Annotated in this window: 27 protein-coding genes; 10 read left to right on the plus strand and 17 right to left on the minus strand. The window is 61.4% G+C overall.

Annotated elements, in window-relative coordinates; translation table 11 throughout:
* Window positions 1-7 precede the first annotated feature (7 nt).
* Genes K1567_RS18030 through K1567_RS18045 form a run of 4 tightly spaced genes read right to left on the minus strand, consistent with a single transcriptional unit; the run spans window position 8 to window position 4516 of the window.
* On the minus strand, window positions 8-1003 hold the full coding sequence (locus tag K1567_RS18030; protein WP_123479266.1) for a hydrolase: 996 nt from the start codon (window positions 1001-1003) through the stop codon (window positions 8-10).
* Between the two features lie 57 nt (window positions 1004-1060).
* Window positions 1061-1678, minus strand: a complete 618-nt coding sequence (gene rsmD / locus K1567_RS18035) for a 16S rRNA (guanine(966)-N(2))-methyltransferase RsmD (protein WP_034101294.1) — start codon at window positions 1676-1678, stop codon at window positions 1061-1063.
* Entirely contained in the window at window positions 1678-3168 is a 1491-nt protein-coding gene (locus K1567_RS18040) for a pitrilysin family protein (protein ID WP_220698740.1), read from the minus strand. The genes rsmD and K1567_RS18040 overlap by 1 nt, the downstream gene beginning before the upstream one ends.
* Window positions 3161-4516 carry a pitrilysin family protein gene (locus K1567_RS18045; protein ID WP_034101292.1) on the minus strand — a complete coding sequence of 452 codons (1356 nt, stop codon included), beginning with the start codon at window positions 4514-4516 and terminating at the stop codon, window positions 3161-3163. Before K1567_RS18045 ends, K1567_RS18040 begins: the two co-directional genes overlap by 8 nt.
* A gap of 351 nt (window positions 4517-4867) precedes the next feature.
* Here K1567_RS18045 and ftsY point away from each other — a divergent pair, with 351 nt between their 5' ends.
* The 4 genes from ftsY (at window position 4868) to rpoH (ending at window position 8915) form a co-directional block, all read left to right on the plus strand.
* Window positions 4868-6244 (plus strand): signal recognition particle-docking protein FtsY, encoded by a 1377-nt coding sequence (gene ftsY, locus K1567_RS18050; RefSeq protein ID WP_034115364.1) that lies wholly within the window; start codon window positions 4868-4870, stop codon window positions 6242-6244.
* Window positions 6241-6912 carry a cell division ATP-binding protein FtsE gene (gene ftsE, locus K1567_RS18055; RefSeq protein WP_003176700.1) on the plus strand — a complete coding sequence of 224 codons (672 nt, stop codon included), beginning with the start codon at window positions 6241-6243 and terminating at the stop codon, window positions 6910-6912. The genes ftsY and ftsE overlap by 4 nt, the downstream gene beginning before the upstream one ends.
* Complete coding sequence (ftsX, locus tag K1567_RS18060; RefSeq protein ID WP_034101290.1) at window positions 6909-7931, plus strand: permease-like cell division protein FtsX; 1023 nt, start codon at window positions 6909-6911, stop codon at window positions 7929-7931. Before ftsE ends, ftsX begins: the two co-directional genes overlap by 4 nt.
* A gap of 129 nt (window positions 7932-8060) precedes the next feature.
* Entirely contained in the window at window positions 8061-8915 is an 855-nt protein-coding gene (gene rpoH, locus K1567_RS18065; protein WP_005792286.1) for an RNA polymerase sigma factor RpoH, read from the plus strand.
* 108 nt (window positions 8916-9023) lie between these two features.
* Here rpoH and mtgA read toward each other — a convergent pair whose 3' ends face one another.
* On the minus strand, window positions 9024-9746 hold the full coding sequence (gene mtgA, locus K1567_RS18070; RefSeq protein ID WP_169867588.1) for a monofunctional biosynthetic peptidoglycan transglycosylase: 723 nt from the start codon (window positions 9744-9746) through the stop codon (window positions 9024-9026).
* Between the two features lie 73 nt (window positions 9747-9819).
* Here mtgA and K1567_RS18075 point away from each other — a divergent pair, with 73 nt between their 5' ends.
* From K1567_RS18075 to trmB, 4 genes are all read left to right on the plus strand, one after another.
* A complete protein-coding gene (locus K1567_RS18075) occupies window positions 9820-10200 on the plus strand; it encodes a DUF423 domain-containing protein (protein ID WP_169867587.1) in 381 nt (126 codons plus the stop codon).
* 71 nt (window positions 10201-10271) lie between these two features.
* Window positions 10272-10472 carry a sulfur carrier protein ThiS gene (thiS, locus tag K1567_RS18080; RefSeq protein WP_034101286.1) on the plus strand — a complete coding sequence of 67 codons (201 nt, stop codon included), beginning with the start codon at window positions 10272-10274 and terminating at the stop codon, window positions 10470-10472.
* 67 nt (window positions 10473-10539) lie between these two features.
* Window positions 10540-11334: a thiazole synthase gene (locus K1567_RS18085; RefSeq protein ID WP_034101284.1), complete on the plus strand. Its 795-nt coding sequence runs from the start codon at window positions 10540-10542 to the stop codon at window positions 11332-11334.
* 9 nt (window positions 11335-11343) lie between these two features.
* Window positions 11344-12069, plus strand: coding sequence for a tRNA (guanosine(46)-N7)-methyltransferase TrmB (gene trmB, locus K1567_RS18090; protein ID WP_169867586.1), 726 nt, complete (start codon window positions 11344-11346; stop codon window positions 12067-12069).
* 77 nt (window positions 12070-12146) lie between these two features.
* Here trmB and K1567_RS18095 read toward each other — a convergent pair whose 3' ends face one another.
* The 9 genes from K1567_RS18095 to K1567_RS18135 all read right to left on the minus strand — a co-directional run bounded on the left by K1567_RS18095 (window position 12147) and on the right by K1567_RS18135 (window position 18794).
* Complete coding sequence (locus tag K1567_RS18095; protein ID WP_016972961.1) at window positions 12147-12470, minus strand: DUF3392 domain-containing protein; 324 nt, start codon at window positions 12468-12470, stop codon at window positions 12147-12149.
* A gap of 17 nt (window positions 12471-12487) precedes the next feature.
* The gene (hemW, locus tag K1567_RS18100) at window positions 12488-13690 is read right to left on the minus strand and encodes a radical SAM family heme chaperone HemW (RefSeq protein WP_259445006.1); all 1203 of its coding nucleotides are present in this window, start codon (window positions 13688-13690) and stop codon (window positions 12488-12490) included.
* Window positions 13687-14283 (minus strand): RdgB/HAM1 family non-canonical purine NTP pyrophosphatase, encoded by a 597-nt coding sequence (gene rdgB / locus K1567_RS18105; protein ID WP_220698741.1) that lies wholly within the window; start codon window positions 14281-14283, stop codon window positions 13687-13689. The genes hemW and rdgB overlap by 4 nt, the downstream gene beginning before the upstream one ends.
* On the minus strand, window positions 14280-14714 hold the full coding sequence (locus K1567_RS18110) for a DUF4426 domain-containing protein (RefSeq protein WP_034101278.1): 435 nt from the start codon (window positions 14712-14714) through the stop codon (window positions 14280-14282). The genes rdgB and K1567_RS18110 overlap by 4 nt, the downstream gene beginning before the upstream one ends.
* Window positions 14715-14735: 21 nt before the next feature.
* Window positions 14736-15356 (minus strand): methionine biosynthesis protein MetW, encoded by a 621-nt coding sequence (gene metW / locus K1567_RS18115; RefSeq protein ID WP_034101277.1) that lies wholly within the window; start codon window positions 15354-15356, stop codon window positions 14736-14738.
* A gap of 7 nt (window positions 15357-15363) precedes the next feature.
* On the minus strand, window positions 15364-16503 hold the full coding sequence (locus K1567_RS18120) for a homoserine O-acetyltransferase (protein ID WP_034139676.1): 1140 nt from the start codon (window positions 16501-16503) through the stop codon (window positions 15364-15366).
* Between the two features lie 140 nt (window positions 16504-16643).
* Entirely contained in the window at window positions 16644-17231 is a 588-nt protein-coding gene (locus tag K1567_RS18125; protein WP_034101273.1) for a YggT family protein, read from the minus strand.
* Between the two features lie 24 nt (window positions 17232-17255).
* Window positions 17256-18074 (minus strand): pyrroline-5-carboxylate reductase, encoded by an 819-nt coding sequence (gene proC / locus K1567_RS18130; protein ID WP_034101272.1) that lies wholly within the window; start codon window positions 18072-18074, stop codon window positions 17256-17258.
* Between the two features lie 33 nt (window positions 18075-18107).
* Window positions 18108-18794, minus strand: coding sequence for a YggS family pyridoxal phosphate-dependent enzyme (locus tag K1567_RS18135; protein ID WP_034101271.1), 687 nt, complete (start codon window positions 18792-18794; stop codon window positions 18108-18110).
* A 57-nt stretch (window positions 18795-18851) separates the two neighbouring features.
* Between K1567_RS18135 and K1567_RS18140 the strand changes: the two genes are divergently transcribed.
* Window positions 18852-19886, plus strand: coding sequence for a type IV pilus twitching motility protein PilT (locus K1567_RS18140; protein ID WP_034101270.1), 1035 nt, complete (start codon window positions 18852-18854; stop codon window positions 19884-19886).
* Between the two features lie 81 nt (window positions 19887-19967).
* Here K1567_RS18140 and K1567_RS18145 read toward each other — a convergent pair whose 3' ends face one another.
* Window positions 19968-20606, minus strand: a complete 639-nt coding sequence (locus K1567_RS18145; protein WP_034101269.1) for a C40 family peptidase — start codon at window positions 20604-20606, stop codon at window positions 19968-19970.
* Window positions 20607-20856: 250 nt separating this feature from the next.
* Here K1567_RS18145 and K1567_RS18150 point away from each other — a divergent pair, with 250 nt between their 5' ends.
* Window positions 20857-21285 (plus strand): TM2 domain-containing protein, encoded by a 429-nt coding sequence (locus tag K1567_RS18150; RefSeq protein WP_034101268.1) that lies wholly within the window; start codon window positions 20857-20859, stop codon window positions 21283-21285.
* Window positions 21286-21347: 62 nt separating this feature from the next.
* On the opposite strand, the gene K1567_RS18155 is transcribed toward K1567_RS18150, so the two are convergent.
* Both K1567_RS18155 and K1567_RS18160 read right to left on the minus strand, forming a co-directional pair.
* Entirely contained in the window at window positions 21348-22619 is a 1272-nt protein-coding gene (locus K1567_RS18155; RefSeq protein WP_034101266.1) for a dihydroorotase, read from the minus strand.
* Window positions 22616-23620 (minus strand): aspartate carbamoyltransferase catalytic subunit, encoded by a 1005-nt coding sequence (locus K1567_RS18160; protein ID WP_034101265.1) that lies wholly within the window; start codon window positions 23618-23620, stop codon window positions 22616-22618. The genes K1567_RS18155 and K1567_RS18160 overlap by 4 nt, the downstream gene beginning before the upstream one ends.
* Window positions 23621-23639: the final 19 nt, after the last annotated feature.

The following is a 23639-nucleotide window of genomic DNA, read 5'->3' on the forward strand; positions in this document are numbered from 1 at the left end:
CACTCGTTTAGCCGTGTTGTGCCAATAGCCATTGAGGTATTCGACGCTCCAGGTAGTAGCCGGGGCGTTTCAGTGAGCCATCGACAAAGCCCACATGGCCACCCTTGGTCGTTAGCTCAAACTCGGTGCAATCCGATAGCTCGCTGGCCTCAGGCAAGCTATGGGCAAACACGAACGGGTCATCGGCGGCCTGGATAATCAGGGTTGGGGTGCGGATGCCGCCCAGATAGTAACGGCTCGACGCGCGGCGGTAATAATCCTCGGCACTCAGAAAACCGTGCAGCGGCGCGGTGACCCGGCCGTCGAAGTCCCAAAACGTGCGCATCTTCTCCAGCGAGCCGAGGGCCTCCAGGGTTTTCAATCCCTCCACCTGGCCATCCTGTAGGAAGCGGCGTTGCTTGAGGCGGATATACGTGAGCATTTCGCGCATGAAGTGCTTCTGATACACCCGCGAAAACCCCAGCCCGATGCGATCGGCGCACTGATCCAGGCGAAACGGCACCGACACCGCCGCTGCGCCTTGCAGGCCGGACATTTCCCCTGTTTCCCCTAAATGCTTGAGCAACACGTTGCCACCTAGCGAGTAACCCACCGCGTACAAGGGCGCCAACGGTCGCTTCGCGCGCAGGTGTGTAATGGTCGCCGCGAGGTCTTCGCTGGCGCCGGAGTGGTAGCTGCGCGCTAACAGGTTCGGCTCGCCGGAGCAGCCCCGCCAGTTCAGCGCGACGCTGGCCCAGCCCTGGCCGGCGAGGACTTTCTGCAAGCCCGCGACATAGGGGGAGTTGGATGAGCCGGTCAACCCATGCAGCACCAGCACCAGCGGCACGTGTGCGTCGTGAGGGCCGTGCCAGTCAAGGTCGAGAAAGTCGCCGTCGTCCAGCCACAGACGCTCGCGTTGGCGCTCAATGTGGGTTGTGGGGCGCAATAGCGGCCCCCACAGTGTTTGCAGGTGGGGGTTGCCGAGGCCGAAGGCGGGGGTGAACAGGTGGGAGGTCGGTGTCATGAAACTCTCAGTCTGTGGCGAGCCTGCCCGCCACAAGAATCCGCGTGCTGAAAAGCATTAAGCGCCGCTTTCGACCAACCGATGCCACAACGCGTAAAACACCCGCCCGGATTTTTGCTCCCGATGCAGGCGCCATGCGCCAGGCAGGCCCAGGGTAGAGGGTGCGGTTTCGCTTTCAGTGTAGATCCACGCATCGGCTGCCAGCCATTGGCGTTCTTCCAGCAGCGCACACACCGTGGGCAACAGGTTCTGGTTGAACGGTGGGTCGAGGAATACCACGTCGTATTCACTGGCGGGCTGGGTTTCCAGATAGCGCAGGGCGTCGGCGGTTTGCACCTGACCATTGGTGCAGCGCAAGGTGCCCAGATGCTCCTTGAGGCTGGACACCGCGACATTGCTGGCGTCCAGCGCCTGGGCCTGGGCGGCGCCACGGGACAACGCTTCCAGGAACAACGCGCCGCTGCCGGCAAACGGGTCCAGCACCTTGGCCCCGCCGATGTACGGCGCGAGCCAGTTGAACAAGGTTTCGCGCACGCGATCCGGCGTTGGGCGCAGGCCCACCACGTCGGGGAAGCTCAGCTTGCGGCTGCCCCACTCACCGCCAATGATGCGCAGTTGGCCCACACCGTTATGTACGTTGTGGACAGGTTTTTTCGGGCGAGATGAACTGGCCATTAATGCTCCGGGACCCCGAGCGGCTGCTCGGCGGGTTTATCAGTAGGGGGCGGTAGTGGCTTCTGCGCAATGGTCGGGCCGGCGGTCACGATGATCATCTTGTCGGCGCTCAAGTGTTTGTTCAGCGCAGCCTTGACCTGCTCTACGGTCAAAGCCTGGGATTGTTTCATGAAATCTTCCAGATAGCTCAGCGGCAGGTTGTAGAAACCCATCGCCCCCAACTGGCCGACGATATCGGCGTTGCTCGCGGTCGAGAGCGGGAAGCTGCCGGCCAGCTCGCGCTTGGCGTCATCCAGCTCCTTCTGGGTCGGGCCGGTCTTGAGGTAATCGGCCAGCACTTGCTCCACCAGACGCAGGGTGCCGCCGCTCATTTCGGCGCGGGTCTGCAGGTTGATCATGAACGGGCCACGCACCTGCATCGGCGAGAAACCGGAGTACACGCCATAGGTCAGGCCGCGCTTCTCGCGTACTTCGCTCATCAAGCGTGTGCCGAAACCGCCGCCACCGAGGATCTGGTTGCCCAGGGACAAGGCTGCGTAGTCCGGGTCGGCGCGGTCGATGCCCAGTTGGGCGAGCAGCAGATGAGTCTGTTTAGATGGGAACTCGATGTGGCTCAGGCCGGCCTTGGGCTCGGTGGGCTGGGCGATTTTCGGCAGGGCAGGGCCCTTGGGCAGCGAGGCGGACACCTTGGCGGTCATGGCTTCGGCTTCGGTGCGGGACAAGTCGCCCACTACCGCAATCACCGCATTACCGGCGGCATAAGCTTTGGCGTGAAAGGCCTGCAACTGCGCCAGGGTGATGTTCGGCACGCTTTCTGGCGTGCCTTCACTGGCATGGGCATACGGATGATTGCCATATAGACGCTTGAACAACTCAAGGCTCGCCAGTTTGGCGGGGTTCTGCTTCTGATACTCGAAGCCGGCGAGGATCTGGTTCTTGATGCGCGCCAGGGAATCGGCCGGGAAAGTCGGTTGACCGATCACCTGGTCGAATAGCGCCAGGGCGGCATCGCGCTTGGCACTGTCGCTGAGGCTGCGCAGGGACACCAGCGCCATGTCGCGGTAGGCGCCATTGCCGAAGTCGGCACCCAGGCCTTCAAAACCACTGGCGATCTGGCTGACATCCTTGCCCGGCGAGCCTTCGTTAAGCATGGCGTTGGTCATCAACGCCAGACCTGGCACGTCGCCGTCCTGGCTGCTGCCGGCGGCGAACAGGATGCGCATATCGAACATAGGCAGTTCATGGGCTTCGACGAACAGTACCTTGGCGCCTTCGGCGGTGGTCCAGGTCTGCACATCCAGCTTGCGGTTGGTCGGCGCCTTGCCGTCCAGTTCTGCCAGGGATTGCAGCTTGTTGGCCGATTGCGCTTGATCCAGCGCCTGGCTGGCAACCGACTCGCTGGGCCGCAGGAAGTACACGGCGCTCGCGGCGATCAAGGTAACGGCGATCAAGCCGGGCAGAATCAGACGGCTGCTTTTGCGATCACTCATGAGCGGTCTCCTCGGGCAGAACATGGGCGACGCTCAAACGTTCGCGGGTGAAGTAGGTGCGGGCGGCTTTCTGGATGTCTTGCGGGGTCACGCTTTGCAGGTCGGCGAGTTCGCTGTCCATGAGTTTCCATGACAGCCCCACCGTCTCCAGGGAGCCGATGGCCGTGGCCTGGCTGGTGATGGAGTCCCGCTGATAGACCAGGCCGGCGATGACCTGGGCACGGATGCGTTCCAGTTCTTCAGCAGTCGGCGGTTTGGCTTTCAATTCGTCCAGCAGGCGCCACAGGCCGGCCTCGGCTTGGGCGATGGTCTTTTTCTTCTGCTGGTTCGGCGTGGCCGAGAGGGTGAATAGGGTGTCGCCACGGGTATAGGCGTCGTAATTGGTAGAGGCGGCGGATACCAGCTCTTCGCCACGTTCCAATTGCTCGGAAATACGCGCGCTATAGCCGCCATCCAGCAGAGCCGAGATCAGGCGCAGGGCCTGCACCGAGCGTTTGTCCTCGGCAGTGGCGAGGCCGGGTACGTTAAAGCCGAGGATTACGCTTGGCAGTTGGGTCTGCACACGCATTGTCAGTAGGCGCTCGCCGGGTTCGGCCAGCTCCATGGGGATCTTGGCCGGTGGCACGTCACGTTTGGGGATCGGGCCGAAGTAGCGCTGGGCCAGGTTCTTCACCTCGTCCGGAGTCACGTCGCCGACCACCACCAGGGTAGCGTTATTGGGCACATACCAGGATTGGTACCAGTGACGCAGCTCTTCGACCTTCATGCGCTCCAGGTCTGCCATCCAGCCGATGGTCGGCGTGTGGTAACCGCTGGCCGGGAAAGCCATCGCCTTGAAGCGTTCGAAGGCTTTGGACATCGGGTTGTCGTCGGTGCGCAGGCGGCGCTCTTCCTTGATCACCTCGATCTCGCGGCTGAATTCGTCGGCCGGCAAGCGCAGGCTGGCCATGCGGTCCGCTTCCAACTCGAAGGCCACGCCCAGACGGTCGCGGGCCAGCACTTGGTAGTAGGCAGTGTAGTCATCGCTGGTAAACGCATTTTCTTCGGCGCCGAGGTCGCGCAGGATCAGCGAGGCTTCGCCCGGGCCGACCTTGGCGCTGCCCTTGAACATCATGTGCTCCAGAGCGTGGGACAAACCGGTCTGGCCCGGGGTTTCATAGCTTGAGCCGACCTTGTACCAAACCTGGGAAACCACCACCGGCGCGCGATGGTCTTCGCGTACGACCACCTTGAGGCCGTTATCGAGGGTGAATTCATGGGTCGGTTGTGGATCGGCAGCCAAGGCTGAAAGAGGCAGACAAACTGTGCTGAACAGCAGGCCTGCGGCGCGGCGGGCGAGAGCATTCATTCGTTTTTTAACCTGTTGGGCGGCCCGCTTGGTCTTAGCGTCGGCGGGCGAGGAGGTGCTAGGATACTGATCCGATTTAACGACGGCCACGGCTATCAGGCTCGGGGTGTTTACGACGCCTCGTATGTAGCCGTAGGAAACATGGAATAAGCAGTGGTTTTCCCTGAAGTTATTCTATTTTTCGCCGATTATGTGTCGCTAAAGCCCTGTATTGAATCGTTTTCCTGAGGCTTTATTTGGCCTTACAAAATGTTGCGCATGAACAAGCGGGCGTTAAAGCAGTCTGTTCTGCATCGAATTTTATTTACCGAGGCGCCCTGGCGCGTCGCTACTTTGAGATAGCCGTCCTCCATGTTTGGTTCCAACGACGACAAGAAGACCCCAGCTGCGGCTGGCGAGAAAAAAGGCCTGTTCGGATGGCTGCGCAAAAAGCCGCGGGAAACCGTCGTCGAACAGCCCCAGGTTCAACCTGAGCCTATTCCCGAGCCTCTTATAGAAGCCGCACCGGTTGCCGAGACACCGGCGCCCGTGGTGTTGCCTCTGGCCGAGCCGGTATTGCAGCCGGTGGTCGAAGCGGCGCCAGAGCCAGAGCCAGAGCACAAGCCGTGGCCGGAACTGCCGGTGGCCGAGGAGCCTGTTGCGCTGGTCGACGATGTGCAGGCTGAGCATGTGGTGCCGCCGATTCCGCCGGTGATCGAGCCCGAGCTGCAACCTGTGGTCGTCGAGCCGACGCCCGCTGCGGTGCCAGTGCAGGAGGTCGCGCCTGCGGTCATTGCCCCGGCGCCCGCCGAAACCAGCAAGACCGGTTTCTTTGCCCGCCTCAAGCAGGGCCTCAGCAAGACCAGCGCCAGTATCGGCGAAGGCATGGCTAGCCTGTTCCTGGGCCGAAAGACCATCGATGACGAACTGCTCGAAGACATCGAGACCCGTCTGCTGACCGCCGACGTCGGCGTCGAAGCCACTGCGGTGATCATCCAAAGCCTGACCCAGAAGGTCGCGCGCAAACAGTTGACCGACGCCGACGCGCTCTACAAGTCTCTGCAGGCCGAACTGGCCGCGATGCTCAAACCGGTCGAAGCGCCGCTGGTGATCACGCCGAACAAGCCGTTCGTGATTCTGGTGGTAGGCGTCAACGGCGCCGGTAAAACCACCACCATTGGCAAGTTGGCCAAGAAGCTGCAGTCGGAAGGCAAAAAGGTCATGCTCGCCGCCGGCGACACTTTCCGCGCCGCTGCCGTGGAGCAACTGCAAGTCTGGGGTGAGCGCAATAAGATCCCGGTCATCGCCCAGCACACCGGCGCCGATTCTGCGTCGGTAATCTTCGATGCTGTGCAGGCCGCCAAGGCCCGCAACATCGATGTGCTGATTGCCGATACCGCCGGTCGCCTGCACACCAAAGACAACTTGATGGAAGAGCTGAAAAAAGTGCGTCGCGTGATCGGCAAACTCGATGCCGACGCGCCCCATGAAGTGCTGCTGGTGCTGGACGCCGGCACGGGCCAGAACGCTATCAGTCAGGCCAAGCAGTTCAACCAGACGGTGCAATTGACCGGCCTGGCCTTGACCAAGCTCGACGGCACGGCCAAGGGCGGCGTGATCTTCGCCCTGGCCAAACAGTTCGGGTTGCCGATTCGCTATATCGGTGTCGGTGAGGGTATCGACGACTTGCGCACCTTTGAAGCCGAACCCTTTGTCCAGGCACTGTTTGCCGAGCGGGAGCGTTCATGATTCGATTCGAACAGGTCGGTAAACGCTATGCCAACGGGCATGTCGGCTTGCATGAGCTGAGCTTTCGAGTGCGTCGCGGCGAATTCTTGTTTGTGACCGGCCATTCGGGCGCGGGCAAAAGCACCCTGCTGCGCCTGCTGCTGGCCATGGAACGCCCGACCACCGGCAAGCTGCTGTTGGCGGGCCAGGATCTGGCCACCATCAGCAATGCGCAGATTCCTTTCCTGCGCCGCCAGATCGGCGTGGTGTTCCAGAATCATCAGTTGCTGTTCGATCGCACGGTGTTCAATAACGTCGCGTTGCCGTTGCAGATTCTCGGGTTGTCCAAGGCCGAGATCATCAAGCGCGTGGATTCGGCCCTGGAGCGCGTAGCGCTGTCGGACAAGACCGACCTCTACCCCGGCGACCTGTCCACCGGCCAGCAACAGCGCGTCGGTATCGCCCGCGCCATCGTCCACCGTCCGGCCTTGCTGCTGGCGGACGAACCTACCGGTAACCTCGATCCGCGCCTGGCCGCCGAGATCATGGGGGTGTTTGAAGATATCAACCGACTGGGCACCAGCGTGCTGATCGCCAGTCACGACCTGGCGCTGATCGCGCGCATGCGCCATCGCATGCTGACCTTGCAGCGCGGTCGTCTGATCGGTGACGGGGAGGCTGGCGTATGAGTGCAACACGCAGCCCCAAGGTTTCCGAACGCGTGGCCCCCAAGCCCGCCGACCCGCAACCGAAGAAGAAAAAACACGACGATGACGACGGGCCGGACTTCGGCACCCTGTTACGCGCGTGGATCGAAAGCCATCGCGCCAGCCTGCTGGACAGCCTGCGTCGCTTGGGCAAGCAACCGATCGGCAGCTTTTTCACCTGCCTGGTGATGGCCGTGGCCCTGAGTCTGCCGATGGGTTTGTCGCTGTTGCTCAATAATGTGGAGCGTCTGGGTGGTTCCTGGCAGCGCGCGGCGCAGATTTCGCTGTATCTGAATCTGGACGCCAGCGCCAAGGAGGGCGAAGCGCTGCGCGATGACATCAAGAATATGCCGGGCGTGGCGGATGCCGAGTACGTCAGCCGTGATCAGGCGCTTGAAGAGTTCCAGCAACAGTCCGGCCTGGGCGAGGCGCTCAAGGAGCTGCCGCAGAACCCGCTGCCGGGCGTGGTGCTGGTGACGCCGAACGAGGTCGACAAGACCGCCCTTGAAGCCCTGCGACAAAAACTCGCAGAACTGCCCAAGGTGCAACAAGCGCAACTTGATCTAGTCTGGGTAGAGCGCCTGGCCGCGATTCTCAAGCTGGGTGACCGGTTTGTGTTCGGTTTGACGGTGTTGTTGGTGTCTGCATTACTTTTGGTGATAGGTAATACCATTCGTCTTCATATTGAAAACCGTCGCACCGAGATAGAAGTGATTAAACTGGTCGGCGGCACGGACAGCTATGTGCGTCGGCCTTTTCTGTACATGGGCGCGCTTTATGGCTTCGGTGCAGGGATTTTGTCCTGGGGTGTGCTGGCGTTCGGGCTGAACTGGCTTAACGACGCGGTGGTCGGGCTTGCCGGGCTGTATGGCAGCGATTTCGCCCTGGCGGGCGTGCCGGTTGCCGATGGTCTGTCACTCTTGCTCGGCGCGGTATTGTTGGGGTATATCGGTGCGTGGATTGCGGTCGCACGGCATTTACGTGAGCTGGCACCGAAGTAGTTAATGTCAGATTAATGTGGTTTCGTTTGTATTGACCGTATCAGTGGTTTAGGGAACTTGTCCTACGGTTCCCGGTCAATTTTCGCAGTGCTGAACTGCACGAGTTATGTGAGTCGGAGGTTTTTTCGTATGACCACTTCTTTGCAACCTGCTTATGCCTTGGTCCCAGGTGCGAACCTGGAAGCCTATGTGCACACGGTCAACAGCATTCCATTGCTGACGCCCGAGCAGGAGCGTGAACTGGCCGAGAGTCTCTACTATGAGCAGGATTTGGGGGCGGCTCGGCAGATGGTGCTCGCCCACCTGCGTTTTGTCGTACATATCGCCCGTAGCTATAGCGGCTACGGTCTGGCCCAGGCTGACCTGATCCAAGAAGGTAACGTCGGCTTGATGAAGGCGGTCAAGCGCTTCAACCCTGAAATGGGCGTGCGCCTGGTGTCGTTCGCCGTGCATTGGATCAAGGCGGAAATTCACGAGTTCATCCTGCGCAACTGGCGCATCGTGAAAGTCGCCACCACTAAGGCTCAGCGCAAGCTGTTCTTCAACCTGCGCAGCCAGAAAAAACGCCTGGCGTGGCTGAACAACGAGGAAGTCCACCGCGTGGCCGAAAGCCTCGGCGTGGAGCCCCGTGAAGTGCGCGAGATGGAAAGCCGTCTGACTGGCCATGACATGGCTTTCGACCCGGCCGCCGAAGCGGACGACGACAGCGCTTTCCAATCGCCGGCCAATTACTTGGAAGACCACCGGTACGACCCGGCGCGTCAGTTGGAAGATGCGGATTGGAGCGACAACTCCAATCACAACCTTCACGAAGCGCTGGAAGTGCTGGACGAGCGCAGCCGTGACATTCTTTACCAGCGCTGGCTGGCGGAAGAAAAAGCCACGCTGCACGACTTGGCGCAGAAGTACAACGTGTCGGCTGAGCGGATTCGCCAGCTTGAAAAAAGCGCGATGAACAAGCTGAAATTGTCCATCGCCGCTTAACAATGTAGGAGGGGGCTTGCCCCCGATGGCGGAGTGTCAGTCAACTTCTGTGTGACTGATCCACCGCCATCGGGGGCAAGCCCCCTCCCACATTTGTTCTGTGTTGAGTCAGTCGGACCAGGGAGCTTTGCGGGCGTTGTTCAGTTCCACCAGATAACCCTCTCCGCCCAACTGGCTCATCTGTTGTCGAATCCACGCCGCGCGCCGCGCCACGTACGCTGTTGGGTGACTGGCACTCCACACCCGAGGGTTGGGCAACACTGCCGCCAGATAACTGGCCTGCTGCCGCGATAACCCCTTGGCACTCACTCCAAAGTGATGGCGCGCCGCCGCTTCAACGCCAAACACCCCGTCGTCCCATTCCACGCTGTTGAGGTATACCTCAAGAATCCGTTGCTTGGGCCACAGCACCTCGATCAGTCCGGTAAACCACGCTTCCAGGCCTTTGCGCAGGTAACTGCGGCCGGCCCACAGGAACAGATTCTTCGACACCTGCTGGGTTAATGTGCTGGCGCCGCGTATCGAGCCGCCGCGCTCGTTGTGCGCTAATGCCGCTTGGATCGCGCCGAAATCAAAGCCCCAGTGCTGTGGGAAACGTTGATCTTCGCCGGCCATCACCGCTACCTTGAGTTCGTCGGAGATCTCGTCCCATGGCACCCAGGTGCGCTGCAAGTCGATGGGTTCGCCATCGACCCAAGACTCGATCTTGCGCTCCACCATCAGCGCAGTGAATGGCGGTGGGACGACACGGAACAGCAGCACCAGCAACACACTGCCAATGGCAAACCATTTCACGACTTTGAGTAAGCGACTGAAGAGGACACGCAGCATAGAGATGGCTTGGCCGAACCCGTTGAGCGGGCCATTATACAGACCCTGCCCGATGAGTCTGACTGGAGTTCCCATGCTGCGTAGTTTTCTGATGTTGGCTGCCTTTTTTGGCTTCACGGGCGTTGCCCTTGGCGCCTTCGCCGCCCATGGCCTGAAAAGCCGCCTGAGCGCCGATTATCTGGCGATCTTCCACACTGGCGTAACCTACCAGCTGGTGCATACCCTGGCGCTGTTCGGCGTTGCTTTGCTGGCAGCTCACATTCCCGGTCGGCTGGTGACCTGGGCGGGCGTATCGTTTGTCGTCGGCATCCTGCTGTTCTCCGGCAGCTTGTATGTGCTGACCATGACCGGTATCAGCAAGCTCGGCATCATCACCCCCTTCGGTGGCCTGGCTTTCCTGCTTGGCTGGTTCTTTCTGGGGCTGGCTGCCTGGCGCATGCAACTGACCGCTTGACGCTTGGAGCTGACCTTTGGTGGCCAATCGAGCTAGAATGCGGGCCCCTTAAAACGATGGCGGCCCGTGGCATGCGCATTCAGTTGAACGGCGAATCCTTTGAACTGCCCGACGGTGAAACCGTTGCGGCCCTGCTGACCCGCCTGGAGTTGACCGGACGTCGCGTCGCAGTGGAACTCAACCAGGACATCGTCCCGCGTAGCCAGCACGAGGGCACCACGTTGAGCGACGGCGACCAGGTCGAAGTGGTTCACGCCATTGGCGGCGGCTAGTCGCCCCCTTGGCGCGATGGCGCCGCCCCGGATTCTGCAGAACCTCACCCCATTACGAGGATTTCCCATGAGCATCGTTCGTAACGACAAGCCCTTCGTCCTGGCCGGCCGTACCTACCAGTCCCGTCTGCTGGTCGGCACCGGCAAGTACCGCGACATGGAAGAAACACGCCTGGCCATCGAAGCCTCCGGTGCCGAAATCGTGACCTTCGCCGTACGCCGCACCAACCTCGGCCAGATCGAGGGCGAGCCGAACCTGCTCGAAGTGCTGTCGCCGGACCGCTACACCTTCTTGCCGAACACCGCCGGTTGCTACGACGCCGTCGAAGCCGTGCGCACCTGTCGCTTGGCCCGTGAGCTGCTCGACGGTCATAACCTGGTCAAGCTGGAAGTGCTGGCCGACCAGAAAACCCTGTTTCCCAACGTGATCGAAACCCTCAAGGCCGCCGAAACCCTGGTCAAGGAAGGTTTCGACGTGATGGTCTACACCAGCGATGACCCAATCATCGCGCGCCAATTGGCCGAGATCGGCTGTATCGCGGTGATGCCGCTGGCCGGCCTGATCGGTTCAGGCCTGGGGATCTGCAATCCCTACAACCTGCAGATCATCCTCGAAGAAGCCACGATCCCGGTATTGGTGGATGCGGGCGTTGGCACCGCCTCCGACGCGACCATTGCCATGGAATTGGGCTGCGACGCGGTACTGATGAACTCGGCCATCGCCCATGCCCAGCAACCGATCATGATGGCCGAAGCCATGAACCACGCCATCGTCGCGGGCCGTCTGGCCTACCTCGCCGGGCGCATGCCGAAAAAACTCTATGCCAGCGCCTCTTCGCCGCTGGATGGTCTGATCAAGTAAGAGCCATTGATGACTGAATCACACGAAACGCCGAACACACCCGAAGCCGACGACGCGTCCAAGCACCGCCGCATCAAGAGTTTTGTGATGCGCGCCGGTCGCATGACCGAAGGCCAGCAAAAGGGCCTGGAGCAAGGTGCGCCGCTGTTCGTGCTGCCGCTTGCCGACGCGCCGGTGGACTATGACCAGGTGTTCGGCCGTTCGGCCCCGCGTTCCCTGGAGATCGGCTTCGGCATGGGGCATTCCTTGCTGGAAATGGCCGCCGCTGCGCCGGACCAGGATTTCATCGGCGTGGAAGTGCACCGTCCGGGTGTCGGCGCGCTGCTCAACGGCGTGCTAACCCAGGGCCTGACCAATCTTCGGGTGTACGACTGCGACGCGATCGAGGTGCTTAACCGCTGCATCGCCGACAATAGCCTCGACCGCTTGATGCTGTTCTTCCCCGATCCATGGCACAAAGCCCGTCACCACAAACGCCGCATCGTGCAGGCTTCCTTCGCGGAGCTGGTACGCAGCAAGCTGAAAGTGGGCGGCATCCTGCACATGGCCACCGACTGGGAGCCCTACGCGGAGTACATGCAGGAAGTGATGAACGTCGCCCCCGGCTACCGCAACCTGGCCGAAGACGGCAAATGCGTACCACGCCCGGCCGAACGCCCGATTACCAAGTTCGAACGCCGTGGCGAGCGGTTGGGGCATGGAGTTTGGGATTTGAAGTTCGAGAAGTTGGCGTAACTCGCCACTGACTTGCAAGGCAACTCAATGTGGGAGGGGGCAAGCCCCTCCCACATTTTTTTGTGTTGGATTTGAGATCAGCGGCGATCCGCGACGACCCCAATCAACACCAGCACCACCACCAGCACCGGCGCCAGGCTGTAGTTGTTGAACTGGCTCAACCCGCGCACGATCCACGGGGTGGCGTAGATCAGCGCGGCGCCGCTGCCGATCATGCAGACCAGCGCCATCAAGGGCACGCGCAAGGCGCCGGCGATGCTGCCCAGGCGGGCTTCGACCCAGCCTTTGATGTCGGCGCCGAACAGCACCAGCAAGCAGCCGACCAGTGCCAGGGAGATTTCCGACAGGTTGCTGCGGCTCCAGCGGGATACGGTGGCGAGCAGGTCGAGTACCAAATCCATTCGAATTCCTTAGAGCGTCAGCTCAAAAACTTCTGCAACAGGTCATTGAGAAAGAGTTGCCCGCGGTCGGTCGCCGCCAGGCGTGACGGTTCGACCTGCATTAAGCCGCTTTGTTCTGCGTCGCGGCGACCTTCGTCGAGGCTGGCCAGGTCCAGGCCTGTGCGCTCTGCGTAGAGCCTGGCGTCGACACCATCGGTGAGGCGCAGGGCGTTCATCAGGAACTCGAATGGCAGTTCTTCGTTGGTCAGCTCCTTCGCGCCGGCCTGGAAGTTTTTGGCCGGGTTGAGGTAGTCCTTCGGTGCGCGGGTTTTCCAGGTGCGCACGATGCGCCCATCCGGGTGGCTGAGCTTACCGTGGGCCCCGGCGCCGATGCCGATAAAGTCGCCAAAGCTCCAGTAGTTGAGGTTATGCCGCGCCGGGCGCCCCGGTTGGGCATAGGCCGACACTTCATATTGCGCGTAACCGTGTTCAGCCAGCAGGGCCTGGCCGGCTTCCTGGATATCCCACAACGTGTCATCTTCCGGCAGCGCCGGCGGCTGGTTCCAGAACACCGTGTTGGGTTCCAGGGTCAGTTGGTACCACGACAAGTGCGTCGGTTTGAGCGCGATGGCCTGGCGCAGGTCGCTCAGGGCGTCATCCAGGGACTGATCGGGCAAGCCGTGCATCAGGTCCAGGTTGAAGTTATCGAAACCGGCCTGCCGCGCCATGCCGGCAGCGCGGATGGCCTCGTCGCCGTTGTGGATGCGGCCCAGGGCTTCGAGTTTGTCCTGCTGGAAACTCTGAATGCCGATGGACAAGCGGTTGATCCCCAGCTTGCGGTAGGCCACGAACTTCTCTTGCTCGAAGGTGCCGGGGTTGGCCTCCAGGGTGATCTCGATATCGTCGGCGAACGGGATGCGCGCTTGCACGCCCTCCAGCAGACGGCCCAGCGCCGTCGCGCTGAACAGGCTTGGGGTGCCGCCGCCGAAAAAGATCGAGCTCAATTCCCGGCCATAGACCGCGTGCAGATCCTGGTTGAGATCGGCCAACAGGGCATCCACATATGCCTCTTCCGGCAACGCCGGGCCGGCGGTGTGGGAGTTGAAGTCGCAATAGGGGCACTTGCGCACGCACCACGGGATATGGATGTATAGCGCCAGGGGCGGCAGCACCGGCAGGGCCGCCCGAGGTGTTTGCGCGCCGCCGTGGATCAGCGGCTGCGCAGAGGTGTTCTGGGTCATTTCAGGCCCAGGCGCTGGCGCAGCAACGCCATGGCGCGGGCGCGATGGCTGATCTGGTTTTTATCGGGCGGGCTCAGTTCGGCGCTGGAAACATTGCGCTCCGGCACCCAGAACAGCGGGTCATAGCCAAACCCATGCTCGCCACTGGCCGCGTGCAGGATGCGCCCGTGCCACAAGCCTTCGCAGAGGATCGGCAACGGGTCATCGGCGTGCCGTACCAGCGCCAGAACGCAGACGAATTGCGCGCCGCGCTCGGCATCCGGTACGTCCTTAAGGGCATCGAGCAGCTTGGCGTTGTTGGCCGCGTCGCCCTTGCCGTCGGCATAGCGCGCCGAGTAGATGCCCGGGGCACCGCCGAGGAAGTCCACGGCCAGGCCCGAGTCATCCGCCAGCGCCGGTAGGCCGGAGATGCGCGCCGCATTGCGGGCCTTGAGGATGGCGTTCTCGACGAACGACAGACCGGTTTCTTCCGGCTCCACCTGGCTGAATTCACCAATCGAGCGCAGTTGCACGGATTCACCGAGCATCGCCTGCAGTTCTTTGAGTTTGCCGGCGTTATGGCTGGCCAGTACCAGTTGATTAAGGTTCATCATTCGGCCGGAAACAGTTCTTGGTTGAATTGGAAGCTATGCGCTTTGCCGCCGGTTTCAACGTTGATGGTGAAGGTCTTGTATTCCCGCTGGGTCACTGAGTACGGCGCGAGATAGTTGATGCCACCTTTTTCGTTGATCTGCTTGAAGGTGAGGATTTCGCTCTTGCCGCCCAAATCCTTGATGGTGCCCGTCACTTGCGCGGCCACCGGGGTGACGCCCTTGATCACCGTGACGTTGATCAGACCTTTCTCTTTGCTGCGGACCACGCCGATGTTCTGGGCGGTTTCCGGTTGCAGGAAGCTGGAGGTGAAGGTGTTGTAATGGACGGTGATATCACCGAAGTCTTTCTTGCGATTAGCGTCGATAGCGTCCGCGGCCATGGCGCTGGCGCCCAGGCACGCGGTCAATAGAAATACAGCCAGGCGGCTCATGAGCGTCCCTCTTGAAAATGATTAGACGGCAATCTTGTGGTCGGCCAGACCGGGGCTGCTGACCCGGTAGATGCCAATTTCGCCCAACAGGTTGGGCCATAGTTTACTCGCCCAGCCGTGACGGTGCTGTTGGTCGACGGCGAGGCGGTTGATCACCTTGGCTTCCCGCTCGCCGCACAGGGCTTCGAAGTCTTCGAAGGTGCAGAAGTGGATGTTCGGCGTGTTGTACCAGGTGTAGGGCAGGAAATCCGAAACTGGCATGCGGCCCTTGGTGGCCAGGTACCAGCGGCAGCGCCAGTGCCCGAAATTGGGGAAGGTGATGATGCACTGACGGCCCACGCGCAGCATTTCGTCGAGGATGCGGTCCGGGTAATGCACGGCTTGCAGGGCCTGGGTCATCACCACGATGTCGAAGCTGTTGCTGGCAAAGTTGCCCAGGCCCTTGTCCAGGTCCTGCTCGATCACGTTGATGCCTTTGGCCACGCACTCGGCGATGTTGTCCGGGTCGTTTTCCAGGCCGTAACCGGTGACTTGCTTGTTGTCCCGCAGCCAGCTCAGCAGTTCGCCATCACCGCAGCCCAGGTCGAGCACGCGGCTGCCGGCGGGTATCCAGTCTTGGATGATTTCCAGGTCGGCTCTCATGGCGTTCTCACACAGTTATGCGGTTCATGTAGTTGCTAAAGGCCTGCAGGTAGCGCGGGATCGGGATCAGGAACGCATCGTGGCCTTGCGGAGCATCGATCTCCAGGTAGCAGACGTCCTTGCGCGCGGCCATCAGGGCGTCCACCAGCTCACGGGAGCGGGCCGGCGAGAAACGCCAGTCGGTGGTGAACGACATCACGCAGAACTTGGCCTTGGCGGCTTCGAAGGTTCTCGCCAGGTCGTCATCAAATTGGGCGGCCGGGTCGAAGTAGTCCAAGGCCTTGGTCATCAACAGGTAGGTGTTGGCGTCGAAGCGCCCGGAAAACTCCTCGCCCTGATAACGCAGGTAGCTTTCCACCTGGAACTCGACGCTGTGAAAGTCGTAGTTGAGCTTCTCGCTCTTGAGCCCACGGCCGAATTTCTCGCCCATGGAGTCATCGGACAGGTAAGTGATGTGGCCGACCATGCGCGCCAGCATCAGGCCGCGCTTGGGAATCACGCCGGCTTCCTGGAACGAGCCGCCGTGAAACTCAGGGTCGGTGAGGATGGCTTGGCGCGCCACTTCGTTGAAGGCGATGTTCTGCGCCGACAATTTGGGCGCCGAAGCGATAGCCAGGCAATGGCGCACGCGGTCCGGGTAGGTGATGGTCCATTGCAGCGCCTGCATGCCGCCCAGGCTGCCGCCGATCACCGCGGCCCATTGGCTGATGCCCAGCAGGTCGGCCAGGCGGGCCTGGCTGTGTACCCAGTCTTCCACGGTGAGCACCGGGAAATCGGCGCCAAATGGTTTGCCGGTTTCCGGGTTGAGGCTGCTGGGGCCGGTGGAGCCGTTGCAACCGCCGAGGTTGTTGAGGCTGACCACAAAGAACTTGTTGGTGTCGATGGGCTTGCCGGGGCCTATGCAACTGTCCCACCAGCCGGGCTTGCGCTCGTCGACGCTGTGGAAGCCCGCCGCATGATGATGGCCGGACAAGGCGTGGCAGATCAGCACGGCGTTGCTCGCCGTGGCGTTCAGTTGGCCGTAGGTTTCGTAGATCAGGTCATAGGCTGGCAGCGACCGGCCGCAGGCCAGGGCCAGCGGTTCGCTGAAGTGCGCCACTTGGGGCACCACCAGTCCAACAGAATCGGGGGGGAAGGCAGCTGGCATCGACCCTGCTCTCGTTTAAATGAGGCGTAAGTCTAAAGAGCGGGGACCCCAGCGGCAAGCAAAGGCCTGCATGGATGCAATCCAATGGTGCAGATACAAAAAGTGAGAGGGAGCAAGCTCCCTCCCACCGTTGCGGCGCGTCAGATCAGGCCAAACAGCTCTTTGGGCATGAATGCATAGAACGCCAGGCGCGGAATCACCCAACTCTGTATCAGTTGAATGGCAATAAACGCGAAGATCGGCGAAATATCCAGGCCGCCCAGGTTAGGGATCAGGCGACGGAACGGCGCCAACACTGGCTCGGTGATCTGGTAGACCAGTTCGGCGCCTGGGCTGCGGCTGCCTGGGGCCACCCAGGACAGGATCACGCTGATGATCATCGACCAGAACAGAATCTTCAGGAACAGCGAGAAGATACCGATCAGCGCCCAAGGCAACAGCAGCACCGTAAAGGCCTGGTAGCCGTTCAGCGTCAGTACCACCACGAACAACAGGATTTGCAGCAGCAGCGCCAGCACCAGCGACGACATGTCCAGCCCGAACAGGCTCGGGATCACCCGACGCAGCGGCTTGAGCAGCGGCTGGGTGGCCTTGACCACGAACTGGCACAGCGGGTTGTAGAAGTTCGCCCGCACCAGTTGCAGGATAAAGCGCATCAACACGATCAGCAGATACAGGCTGCCCAGGGTCTGGATGATGAAGATGAGGGCGTCATTGAGTCCAAGCATCATTAATTCCTTCGTAAGGGACGATTATTTGCCCAGTTGCTCGGCCAGCTCGGCCGAACGGTGTGCCGCGGCACCCAGGGCTTTCTCCACCAAGGCTTCAAAGCCACCGGCCTGGAACGATTCGATGGCGGCCTGGGTGGTGCCACCCGGCGAGGTCACGCGGCGGCGCAACTCTGCGGCGTCCACATCGCTGGACACGGCCATATGCGCGGCGCCCAGGGCCGTCTGCTCGGCCAGTTGCTCGGCGACGTCCTTGGGCAGGCCCAGTTTCACGCCGGCGGCGGTCATGGATTCGATGAGTAGAAAGAAATACGCCGGGCCGCTGCCGGACACGGCGGTGACTGCGTCCAGTTGCTGCTCCTGCTCCAGCCACAGGGCAATGCCCACGGCGGACAGCAATTCCTGCGCCTGGTCGCGCTGTTCGGCGCTCACTTGGGCGGTGGCATACAGCCCACTCACGCCCTGGCGCACCAGCGCCGGGGTGTTGGGCATGCAACGTACGATCGGCTGTGCGCCAAGCCAGGCGTTCATGCTGGCGCAGGTGATGCCGGCGGCGATGGACACCACCAGCTGATGCGGCTGCAGATGGGGGCGCAGGCTTTCGCACACCGCTTTCATGGCCTGCGGCTTGACCGCCAGTACGATCACGTCGACGCCACGGATGGCCTCGGCGTTATCGGCGAAGGTTTCGATGCCGTGCTCGGCGCTGACGCGGGCCCGGGTGTCGGCGCCCGGATCGCTGGCGCGGATCTGCGCCGGCTCCAGCCCCTTGGCCCGTAGACCGCCGATCAGACTGGCCGCCATGTTACCGGCGCCGATAAAGGCAATACGCGTGTTACTCATGACAGGTCCTTACTCAGAGGGAAGTCAGCCATTTCATGGCTGGCCGTAGTCGCGGGCACCAAACAGGGCAGTACCGATCCGCACCCAGGTGGCGCCTTGGGCGATGGCCGATTCAAGGTCGTGGCTCATGCCCATGGAAAGTGTGTCGAGCGGCAGATTCAGGCTGGCTTGCAGGTCGCGCACCGTGGCGAACGCGGCGTCTTGCGCGGCGCGATCATCGGTCGGCTCCGGAATAGCCATCAGGCCACGCAACGTCAGGCGCGGTAGGGCGCTGATGGCGTTGGCCAGTGCCGGCAAGTCGGCGGGCGTACAGCCGGACTTGCTGGCCTCGCCGCTGACGTTGACCTGAATACAAATGTTCAGGGGCGGCAGCTCGGCTGGGCGTTGTTCGGACAGGCGTTGTGCAATTTTCAGACGGTCCACGGAATGCACCCAAGCGAAGTGCTCGGCGATCGCACGAGTCTTGTTCGATTGAATGGGGCCGATGAAGTGCCAACTCAAGGGCAGGTCGGTCAATTCGACCTGTTTGCTCAACGCCTCTTGCAGGTAATTCTCGCCAAAGTCACGCAGGCCGGCGGCGTAAGCTTCGCGCACGGCTTGAGCGGGTTTGGTCTTGCTCACGGCCAGCAAGTGGACGCTGTCGGGGTCACGTTGCACGGCCTCGGCCGCGGCGCGGATGCGCTGGCTAACCAGGCCAATGTTGTCTGCTATCGTCGACATTCAAGTTGCGCCCGTGGATATGGAGTCCGCGGCATTCTACTGGAAATGGAAAGCCCTATGGATATCACTCAATTGCTGGAGGCCAGCGTGCGCCGTGGCGCCTCCGACCTGCATTTATCGGCCGGCCTGGCGCCGATGCTACGTGTGGATGGAGAGGTTTGGCCGATGGACTGGCCGGCACTCTCTGCGCCCCAAGTGGCCGATCTGCTTAGCCCTTTGCTGAACAACTATCAGCAAAAGGATTTCGAAACATCTCTTGAAACGGATTTTGCGTTCGAATTGCCCGGCGTGGCGCGATTCCGCGTCAATGTGTTCCAACAGGACCGTGGCATGGGGGCCGTGTTTCGCACCATTCCCAACGAGGTGCTGAGTTTGGAGAGACTGGGCCTGGGCGATGTATTCCAACGTATCGCCCAGTTGCCGCGCGGTCTGGTGCTGGTGACCGGGCCTACCGGTTCAGGCAAGTCCACCACCCTGGCGGCGATGATCGACCACCTCAACCAGCACCGTCGCCAGCACATCCTGACCCTGGAAGACCCCATCGAATTTATCCACACGCCAAAAACCGCCCTGATCAATCAACGGCAGGTGCACCGTGATACCCACAGTTTTTCGGTCGCGTTGCGCTCGGCCTTGCGGGAAGACCCGGATGTCATCCTGGTGGGGGAGCTGCGCGACCTGGAAACCATCCGCCTGGCATTGACCGCCGCCGAGACCGGGCACCTGGTGTTCGGCACCTTGCACACCACGTCGGCGGCGAAGACTGTGGATCGGCTGGTGGATGTCTTTCCCGCAGGGGAAAAGGCCATGGTGCGCTCGATGCTGTCGGAGTCGCTGCAAGCGGTGGTATCGCAAGTGTTAGTGAAAAAACTCGGCGGCGGGCGTGTGGCGGCTCATGAAATCATGCTGGGTACGCCAGCCATTCGTAATTTGATCCGCGAGGACAAGGTGGCGCAGATGGTCTCCGCGATGCAGACCGGCGCGGCGTTGGGAATGAAGACACTGGATATGAGTTTGAAGGCGCTTGTTGCCCAGGGCGTGATCAGTCGGGACGAGGCGCGGGAGAAGGCGAGGGCGCCTGGGGATATCTGACGGTTTGTGAGTGACACAAATCAAATGTGGAAAGGGGCCAAAAGCCCCTTTCCACATTTACTACTGCATTTCAGCTCAGGATCAGCGTTGCACGATGCGCAGGTTGTTGTTCTGCTCTTTCGGCAGAACCCGCTTGGCAATCACGTAGTTCTTGTCCCAGAACGGCTTTTTCAGCGTGTCGATGCTCACCGACTTGCCACGCCGTGGCGCGTGGATGAAACGGTCATTGCCCAGGTAGATGGCAACGTGGTTGACCTGACGGCTCTTCAACTTGAAGAACAGCAGATCGCCCGGTTTCAGGTCTTTGCGGTCGACCTTCAAACCGTGGCCGGCAGCCATGGCGTTGGAGGTGCGTGGCAAATCCACCGCTTTTACATCGTTAAAGGCATATTTCACCAAACCACTGCAGTCGAACCCTTTACTTGGGCTGCTGCCGCCCCAACGATAAGGAGTACCGAGCACATTCACCGCGCGGCTGAGCACGTTGCTGCTCTGCTTGGTGTTGACGGCCATCAGGCCTGGCGTCGTTTTACCGTGGGCCTTGCTCAGTTGAGTCGGACGGCTGACGGTCGGCTTGGCCGCTTTGGCGGTGCTCGGTGTGCTGTGGACTTTAGGGGTGAAACCGTTGACGTTGGGAAGTCGTTGCTCACGATTGGTGGCGTGGGCGGCCAGTGGCATTAATAGGCAAATGGTTAGCCATGTCTTGAAAAATGGTCGCATTAGGCGTGGCTCTTATGGGTTTGCGCGCAACTTTATAACAGCTTTTTGTGTCGTTCTCAGGCCGTTTGTCGACTGAACCTTGGGGTCAAATTCAGGAAAAACGCGACGAATCGCCGCAATTGTCCTACACAGGTCAGGTGGCATAAGGCTTTCAGGGAAGCGAAGATACCATTTGCCGTACGTCGGGCGCCTGTAAAAAAGTCACAAAGAAAGTGAAAAAATTTATCTATCGAGGCAAAAGAGGTACGCGATGAACACCTATCAACAGATTGGTCCGCAGCAAGATACCCACAGCAAGGTGATTGGTTACCTGCTCTGGATTTTCGGTTTTACCGGTGCCCATCGCTTTTATTACGGCAAGCCCGTGACCGGCACGATCTGGTTTTTCACGTTTGGCTTGCTGGGTATCGGTTGGTTGATCGACCTGTTTCTGATTCCCGCCATGGACCGCGAAGCTGACCTGCGATTTACCGCCGGGCCCATCGAATACAACGTCGCATGGATACTGTTGGCATTTCTTGGCGTATTCGGCGTGCACCGCATGTACCAGGGCAAGTGGATCACCGGTTTGATCTACCTGCTGACCGGTGGTTTGTTTCTGGTGGGGGTGTTGTATGACTTCTGGACGTTGAATACCCAGATATCCATCCGCAATGCCGAGCGCAATAACGGACGCTGATCTCTCAAGCTGAAAAGGTGGGAGGGGCCAAGCTCCCTCCCACCCTTTTTCGCGACGACCTTTTAGGCCTGGTAGCTGATGCGCCCATCCACCAAGGTGTAGCGCACGCTCGCAGGCAGGCTATGGCCGATGAACGGGCAGTTTTCGCCCTTGGACAGCCACTGCTCGCCCACCACGGTAGAACGGGCCGGATCAAACAGCACCAGGTCCGCCGCCGCCCCCACCGCCAGCTTGCCCGCCGGCAGGCGCAATGCCTCGGCAGGCCCGCTGCTCAAGCGTGCCAGCAGCGTCGGCAGGTCCAGCAAGCCTTCTTCCACCAATGTCATCGCCAGTGGCAACAACAGTTCGACGCTGCTGATGCCTGGCTCGGTCGCGCCGAACGGTGCCAGTTTGGCATCGCGCTCGTGGGGTTGGTGATGGCTGGATATCGCCGAGACCACGCCGGACTTCACCGCTGCGCGCAAACCGTCACGGTCGGCCAGGGTGCGCAGGGGCGGTTGTACGTGGTACAGGCTGGAGAAGTCGATCAGCGCCTCATCCGTCAGGATCAACTGATACAACGCCACATCCGCCGTCACCGGCAAACCGCGGGCCTGGGCCTGGGCGATCAGGGCCACGCCCCGGGCGCTGGTCAGTTGGCTGAAATGCGCGCGCACGCCGCTTTGTTCCACCAGCAGCAGGTCACGGGCCAGGGCCACGGTCTCGGCGGTTTCGGGAATGCCCGGCAGGCCGAGGAAGCTGGCCACGGCGCCTTCATGGGCCAGGCCGCCTTCGGCCAAGTCGCGGTCCTGGGAGTGGAAGATCACCGTCAGGTCGAAGGTGGCCGCGTATTCCAAAGCGCGGCACAGGGTGCGGGTGCTGCGGAAACTTTCCAGGCCGTTGCCGAACGCCACGCAACCGGCATCGCGCAGGGCAATCAGCTCGGCGAGTTGCTCGCCTTCCAAGCCTTTGCTCAGGGCGCCGATAGGGAATACTTTGCAATTGCCGGCTTCGCGGGCGCGGTCCAGGATCAGCTCGGTCACCGCCGAAGTGTCCAGGATCGGCTTGGTGTGCGGCGGGCAGCACAGGCTGGTCACGCCACCGGCGGCGGCGGCGCGGGTTTCGCTGGCGATGCTGCCTTTGCGGCTGTAACCCGGCTCGCGCAGGGCGACGTTCAGGTCCACCAGGCCAGGTGCGGCCACCAGGCCTTTGGCGTCGATAACCTGACCGGCACTGAAACCGCCAGGGGCGGCGCCGATGGCGATGATCTTGCCGGCTTCCACATGAAGATCGGTGATTTGATCCAGGCCGCTGGCCGGATCGATGACTCGGGCGCCGAGAATGCTGAGCTTCACTGGGCGTTCTCCTGCTCGAATTGACGTTGCGCGGTTTGCCCGCTCATGGCCATGGACAGTACCGCCATGCGCACGGCGATGCCGTAGGTCACCTGGTTGAGGATCACCGACTGGTTGCCGTCGGCCACCGCCGACTCAATTTCCACCCCGCGGTTGATTGGCCCCGGGTGCATCACAATGGCATCCGGCTTAGCGCCGGCCAGGCGCGTGGTGGTCAGGCCGAACAGGCGGTAGAACTCGCCTTCGCTCGGCAGCAGGCCGCCGGCCATGCGCTCGCGTTGCAGGCGCAGCATGATGACCACGTCCACATCCTTGAGGCCTGCGGTCATGTCGGTGTAGACCTTCACGCCGTACTGCTCGATACCGATGGGTAGCAGGGTTTTCGGCGCGATCACGCGGATATCCGGGCAACCCAGAGCTTTCAGGGCCAGCATGTTCGAGCGCGCCACCCGCGAGTGCAGGATGTCGCCGACGATGGCCACCGAGAGGTTTTCAAAGCTGCCCTTGTGCCGACGGATGGTGAGCATGTCGAGCATGCCCTGAGTCGGGTGGGCGTGACGGCCGTCGCCGCCGTTGATGATTGCCACCTGCGGGCAGACGTGTTCGGCGATGAAGTGCGCGGCGCCGGAGTCGCCGTGGCGCACCACGAACATGTCGGCGGCCATGGCTTCCAGGTTGCGCAGGGTGTCGAGCAGGGTTTCGCCCTTGCTCGCCGACGAGGTAGACACGTTCAGCGTGATCACGTCGGCCGATAGCCGCTGGGCCGCCAGTTCAAAGGTGGTGCGGGTGCGCGTGGAGTTCTCGAAGAACACATTGCAGATGGTTTTGCCGCGCAGCAACGGGACTTTCTTCACCGCCCGGCCGCCGACTTCGAGGAACGAATCGGCGGTGTCGAGGATTTCGGTGAGCAGTTCGCGGGGCAAACCATCGAGGGACAAGAAGTGTTGCAACTGGCCCTGAGCATTGAGCTGCAGCGGGCGCTTGGCATCTAGAGGCGTCATCGCGGGGACTCTTTACAAG

It is taken from the genome of Pseudomonas sp. S5F11 (assembly GCF_019641515.1).
Classification (GTDB): domain Bacteria; phylum Pseudomonadota; class Gammaproteobacteria; order Pseudomonadales; family Pseudomonadaceae; genus Aquipseudomonas; species Aquipseudomonas rhodesiae.

Bases quoted from the DNA above. Each gene is read 5' to 3' on its own strand.
- proC (WP_034101272.1), bottom strand. From the start codon at position 18,074: ATGAGTAACACGCGTATTGCCTTTATCGGCGCCGGTAACATGGCGGCC.
- hemW (WP_259445006.1), bottom strand. From the start codon at position 13,690: ATGACCCAGAACACCTCTGCGCAGCCGCTGATCCACGGCGGCGCGCAA.
- rdgB (WP_220698741.1), bottom strand. From the start codon at position 14,283: ATGATGAACCTTAATCAACTGGTACTGGCCAGCCATAACGCCGGCAAA.
- thiS (WP_034101286.1), top strand. From the start codon at position 10,272: ATGCGCATTCAGTTGAACGGCGAATCCTTTGAACTGCCCGACGGTGAA.
- rsmD (WP_034101294.1), bottom strand. From the start codon at position 1,678: ATGGCCAGTTCATCTCGCCCGAAAAAACCTGTCCACAACGTACATAAC.
- K1567_RS18125 (WP_034101273.1), bottom strand. From the start codon at position 17,231: ATGCTTGGACTCAATGACGCCCTCATCTTCATCATCCAGACCCTGGGC.
- K1567_RS18145 (WP_034101269.1), bottom strand. From the start codon at position 20,606: ATGCGACCATTTTTCAAGACATGGCTAACCATTTGCCTATTAATGCCA.
- K1567_RS18045 (WP_034101292.1), bottom strand. From the start codon at position 4,516: ATGAATGCTCTCGCCCGCCGCGCCGCAGGCCTGCTGTTCAGCACAGTT.
- K1567_RS18120 (WP_034139676.1), bottom strand. From the start codon at position 16,503: ATGCCAGCTGCCTTCCCCCCCGATTCTGTTGGACTGGTGGTGCCCCAA.
- K1567_RS18085 (WP_034101284.1), top strand. From the start codon at position 10,540: ATGAGCATCGTTCGTAACGACAAGCCCTTCGTCCTGGCCGGCCGTACC.
- K1567_RS18040 (WP_220698740.1), bottom strand. From the start codon at position 3,168: ATGAGTGATCGCAAAAGCAGCCGTCTGATTCTGCCCGGCTTGATCGCC.
- K1567_RS18030 (WP_123479266.1), bottom strand. From the start codon at position 1,003: ATGACACCGACCTCCCACCTGTTCACCCCCGCCTTCGGCCTCGGCAAC.
- metW (WP_034101277.1), bottom strand. From the start codon at position 15,356: ATGAGAGCCGACCTGGAAATCATCCAAGACTGGATACCCGCCGGCAGC.
- ftsE (WP_003176700.1), top strand. From the start codon at position 6,241: ATGATTCGATTCGAACAGGTCGGTAAACGCTATGCCAACGGGCATGTC.
- mtgA (WP_169867588.1), bottom strand. From the start codon at position 9,746: ATGCTGCGTGTCCTCTTCAGTCGCTTACTCAAAGTCGTGAAATGGTTT.
- K1567_RS18140 (WP_034101270.1), top strand. From the start codon at position 18,852: ATGGATATCACTCAATTGCTGGAGGCCAGCGTGCGCCGTGGCGCCTCC.
- ftsY (WP_034115364.1), top strand. From the start codon at position 4,868: ATGTTTGGTTCCAACGACGACAAGAAGACCCCAGCTGCGGCTGGCGAG.
- K1567_RS18160 (WP_034101265.1), bottom strand. From the start codon at position 23,620: ATGACGCCTCTAGATGCCAAGCGCCCGCTGCAGCTCAATGCTCAGGGC.
- trmB (WP_169867586.1), top strand. From the start codon at position 11,344: ATGACTGAATCACACGAAACGCCGAACACACCCGAAGCCGACGACGCG.
- rpoH (WP_005792286.1), top strand. From the start codon at position 8,061: ATGACCACTTCTTTGCAACCTGCTTATGCCTTGGTCCCAGGTGCGAAC.
- K1567_RS18095 (WP_016972961.1), bottom strand. From the start codon at position 12,470: ATGGATTTGGTACTCGACCTGCTCGCCACCGTATCCCGCTGGAGCCGC.
- ftsX (WP_034101290.1), top strand. From the start codon at position 6,909: ATGAGTGCAACACGCAGCCCCAAGGTTTCCGAACGCGTGGCCCCCAAG.
- K1567_RS18110 (WP_034101278.1), bottom strand. From the start codon at position 14,714: ATGAGCCGCCTGGCTGTATTTCTATTGACCGCGTGCCTGGGCGCCAGC.
- K1567_RS18075 (WP_169867587.1), top strand. From the start codon at position 9,820: ATGCTGCGTAGTTTTCTGATGTTGGCTGCCTTTTTTGGCTTCACGGGC.
- K1567_RS18135 (WP_034101271.1), bottom strand. From the start codon at position 18,794: ATGTCGACGATAGCAGACAACATTGGCCTGGTTAGCCAGCGCATCCGC.
- K1567_RS18150 (WP_034101268.1), top strand. From the start codon at position 20,857: ATGAACACCTATCAACAGATTGGTCCGCAGCAAGATACCCACAGCAAG.